At 40.2% G+C, this 3769-nt stretch carries 5 protein-coding genes and 2 tRNA genes; all 7 read right to left on the bottom strand.

Features of this window, described 5'->3' with window-relative positions; all coding sequences use genetic code 11:
- Nucleotides 1–35: 35 nt before the first annotated feature.
- Nucleotides 36–782 (bottom strand): IS5 family transposase, encoded by a 747-nt coding sequence (locus MKL32_RS04365; protein WP_004912080.1) that lies wholly within the window; start codon nt 780–782, stop codon nt 36–38.
- A 239-nt stretch (nt 783–1021) separates the two neighbouring features.
- On the bottom strand, nt 1022–1402 hold the full coding sequence (panD, locus tag MKL32_RS04360) for an aspartate 1-decarboxylase (protein WP_004914001.1): 381 nt from the start codon (nt 1400–1402) through the stop codon (nt 1022–1024).
- A gap of 144 nt (nt 1403–1546) precedes the next feature.
- Nucleotides 1547–2128, bottom strand: a complete 582-nt coding sequence (pth, locus tag MKL32_RS04355; RefSeq protein ID WP_004913999.1) for an aminoacyl-tRNA hydrolase — start codon at nt 2126–2128, stop codon at nt 1547–1549.
- 19 nt (nt 2129–2147) lie between these two features.
- Nucleotides 2148–2444 carry a 50S ribosomal protein L25 gene (rplY, locus tag MKL32_RS04350; protein WP_004913998.1) on the bottom strand — a complete coding sequence of 99 codons (297 nt, stop codon included), beginning with the start codon at nt 2442–2444 and terminating at the stop codon, nt 2148–2150.
- A 97-nt stretch (nt 2445–2541) separates the two neighbouring features.
- Entirely contained in the window at nt 2542–3495 is a 954-nt protein-coding gene (locus tag MKL32_RS04345; RefSeq protein WP_004913997.1) for a ribose-phosphate pyrophosphokinase, read from the bottom strand.
- Nucleotides 3496–3532: 37 nt separating this feature from the next.
- Nucleotides 3533–3607: transfer RNA gene (locus MKL32_RS04340), tRNA-Gln, on the bottom strand.
- Nucleotides 3608–3692: 85 nt separating this feature from the next.
- Nucleotides 3693–3767: transfer RNA gene (locus MKL32_RS04335), tRNA-Gln, on the bottom strand.
- Nucleotides 3768–3769 lie beyond the last annotated feature (2 nt).

Raw genomic sequence — 3769 nt, 5'->3', positions numbered from 1 at the left:
TAGGGTCTGTTGACATTTACTGTTCATAATTAAACCTATAAAGGTAGCCATAAAAATATACAGGCTAAGGCAACAGCACTTTGATAATTTCTTTTGAGCTTGTCATATCGAGTAGCTATCCCTCTAAATTGTTTTAATCTACAAAACATATTTTCAACTAAATGCCTGATTTTATATAAATACCAGTCCATATGATCATTGTTCGATTGGCTATTTATTTTCTTTGGTATATTCGCTTTTGTTCCTGTTTTTCTGATCTGCTCACGCAGTGGTTCTGAATCATAGCCTTTATCTGCGCATACCACTTCTGTCTCTTTTAAATCTAATGTTGCTATTAAATCAGGTGCAACTTTGATGTCATGTGTAGTGCCATCGGTAATCATGAAATCAATAGGATTGCCATGTGAATCAACAATCAAATGTATTTTTGAGGAGTTTCCTCCTACACTTTTAGAAATGGATTGATTCGCTATACCGGCAGAATGTTGATGAGCACGTACGTGAGAGCCATCAATAAAAATCCACTCCATATCGGGGCATGATGCTAATAATTTGAATAATCTAAGCAACTTACCGCTGCTTGACCAACGATTAAAACGTTTGAAAATAGAGTTTGATTGACCGAAATAGGAAGGAATATCTCGCCACGGACAGCCTGTTCTAATTCTATAGAGAATAGCTTCAATAAAATTACGTAAATTTGAGTTGTGATGAATAGATAAATTACGCAAAATAGTTTTCAACTTTTGCCAGTGTTGATCTGTCAGCATGGTACGAGGCATAGCGAATAGTAAAATTAGGTTTGGCGATTTGATTTTACTACTTCGCTATTTTTTTAAGCTAAAAGTGTCAACACACCCTATTTATTTAATGAATCTGAACAATATTTTGCAAGTGAGGTTCAGTAAAACCTATCAATAGTTTGACGCATTTTTGTATTGATTTGGACATATCAGAAAATATACCCATAAAAAAAGCCAGTACACGATGACTGACTTTTTTGGGAATCTTGTGTTTTGTATTAAGCAATCTGTACAGGAATGCAGTTCGCTGTATGATTTACAGTGTTGTCTGGATTTGCATACACTAAGCGTGGCTTATGAAGATCAGCTTCTACTTCAGTAAAATCACCAAATGTCGCAATAATGACTAAATCACCAACATCAGCTTGATGAGCAGCACCACCGTTCACAGAGATAATGCCTGAATCATCTTCACCGCGAATTGCGTAAGTTGTAAAGCGTTTACCGTTAGTTACGTTCCATACGTGGATTTCTTCGTATTCACGAATCCCTGCTAAGTCCATTAATACACCATCAATTGCACAAGAACCTTCGTAATGAAGTTCTGCATGTGTCACAACTGCACGGTGAATTTTACATTTTAATAAACGAGATAGCATGGCTAGCGTCTCCTGAGTAAGACCTAAGATGAATATCTTATGGTTGACTTGTCACGTTTCCGCAGGGTATAGGCGGTTTGATGCGCATTTTGCGCTTAAAAACACAATATGGCAAGCGTGATTGTTCAACAATTCAGTTTAAGTTTAAGCGGGTTTGTAAGCATTAATTTGATTCATCGCTTGTGAAACTTGTCCATCAACAAGCATTTTCACTTTTGAAAGCGCATGATCAATTGCTGCATCCATTAAATCTTGTTCACTGCTAGGAGCTTTGCCAAGCACATGACCAGAAACACGTTCTTTGGAGCCAGGATGTCCAATTCCAATACGTAAACGATGGAAGTTAGGACCGATATGCGGAACAATATCACGAAGACCATTATGTCCACCGTGTCCGCCACCTGTTTTTAAACGAATTATGCCAGGATCCATATCCAGTTCATCATGGGCGATTAAGATCGCTTCTGGTGTGACTTGATAAAATTTGGCAAATGGCACAACACTTTGACCTGAACGGTTCATAAATGTTGTTGGTAAGAGTAAGCGTACGTCATGACCTTCAATTTGACCACGACCAGTGAACCCATGAAACTTTGGTTCTGCTTTTAAAGAGATACCATAACGATCAGCAAGTTGTTCAACGAACCAAAAGCCTGCATTATGGCGGGTTTGGGCATATTCCTTACCAGGATTGCCCAAACCAACAATTAGCGAAATATTTGACACTAATTTACGCCTTTAACACTTATGCGCGTTTGAAGTCAGCGTGCATAGGAGTGTTTTTAGCTGGGTGACGTTGTAACGCTTGGATTTTAACGTTTTCAACTTTATCACCGATCTTGATTTCGATCACTTCTTCGAAGAATTCGTTGCTTTCTAAAGCTTTAACGATTTCACGAAGTTCTAAAGTGATTGTTACAGGCTCAGCGCTACCACCGTAGATGATTGCTGGAATTTGTGAAGCATGACGAAGGCGGCGGCTCGCACCTTTCCCTTGTAGTGCAGCTTCACGTGCTTGAGCGTTTAATACGAAGTTTGCCATGGGCATATCCTCATTGAGATTATGAAACTAAACTTGCGACCAGTTTAGTGATAGAAAAACCCTAGCTAAGCTAGGGTTTAAGAAAAAAGCTGGGCTATTATAGATAACTATCGAACATAGCGCTAATAGATTCTTCGTTGTTAATACGACGAATTGTTTCAGCAACCATGCTAGCTACAGATACTTGGCGAATTTTACCTAAGTTCAAAGCTTCATCTGAAAGAGGAATCGTGTCGGTAACAACAAGTTCATCAATAACAGAATTACGAAGATTATCAATCGCTTTGCCAGATAAAACAGGGTGAGTTGCATAAGCAATAACACGGCGAGCACCAAATTGTTTAAGTGCATCGGCAGCTTTGCAAAGCGTACCTGCTGTATCTACCATGTCATCAACAATGACACAGTCACGATCTTTTACGTCACCAATCAAATGCATCACTTGTGATTCATTTGCTTTTTGACGACGTTTATCGATGATAGCTAAATCAATATCACCTAATTGTTTTGCAACAGCACGTGCACGAACAACACCACCAACGTCAGGTGAAACCACCATAAGGTTGTCATGTTGTTGTTGACGTAGGTCTGCCAATAACGCTGGCGTTCCGTAGATGTTGTCAACAGGAATATCAAAGAAACCTTGAATTTGGTCTGCGTGTAAGTCGATCATTACCACACGGTCGATCCCAACAGTTGTCAACATATCTGCTACAACTTTAGCCGTAATAGGTACACGTGCTGAACGTGGACGACGATCTTGGCGAGCATAGCCAAAATAAGGAATAACTGCAGTAATACGACCAGCACTTGCACGACGCAAAGCATCTGCCATTACCAAGATTTCCATAAGGTTATCATTGGTTGGTGCGCAAGTAGATTGAACGATAAAAACGTCTTTACCACGAACATTTTCAGTAATTTCAACTGAAATTTCACCATCAGAAAACTTGCTTACAGAAGCAGCACCGAGTGGAATATGTAAATGGCTTACGACTTTTTGGGCGAACTGTGGATGAGCACTTCCACTAAAAACGACAAGATTGGGCATGAAGCACCCTTGGCGGTTGGCTTATAATGAATTTGGATGGCAGGGGCGGCTGGATTCGAACCAACGGATGGCGAGATCAAAACCCGCTGCCTTACCACTTGGCGACGCCCCTAATGCGGCAGAACTTTAATCGTTTTGCATGATAATGTCAATATGATTGAACAGGTATCAATATAAAACAAGTCTGTCTAAAGATATGGCAGGGGCGGCTGGATTCGAACCAACGGATGGCGAGATCAAAACCCGCTGCCTTACCACTTGGCGACGCCCCTAA

The organism is Acinetobacter sp. AOR34_HL (genome assembly GCF_027854795.1).
GTDB lineage: Bacteria > Pseudomonadota > Gammaproteobacteria > Pseudomonadales > Moraxellaceae > Acinetobacter > Acinetobacter junii.
The sequence above is the reverse complement of the archived record's forward strand: the minus strand, read 5'-3'. Positions and strand labels throughout refer to the sequence as shown.

Excerpts from the sequence above, each read along its gene's own strand:
- MKL32_RS04345 (WP_004913997.1), bottom strand. The coding sequence starts at position 3,495 with ATGCCCAATCTTGTCGTTTTTAGTGGAAGTGCTCATCCACAGTTCGCC.
- panD (WP_004914001.1), bottom strand. The coding sequence starts at position 1,402 with ATGCTATCTCGTTTATTAAAATGTAAAATTCACCGTGCAGTTGTGACA.
- MKL32_RS04365 (WP_004912080.1), bottom strand. The coding sequence starts at position 782 with ATGCCTCGTACCATGCTGACAGATCAACACTGGCAAAAGTTGAAAACT.
- rplY (WP_004913998.1), bottom strand. The coding sequence starts at position 2,444 with ATGGCAAACTTCGTATTAAACGCTCAAGCACGTGAAGCTGCACTACAA.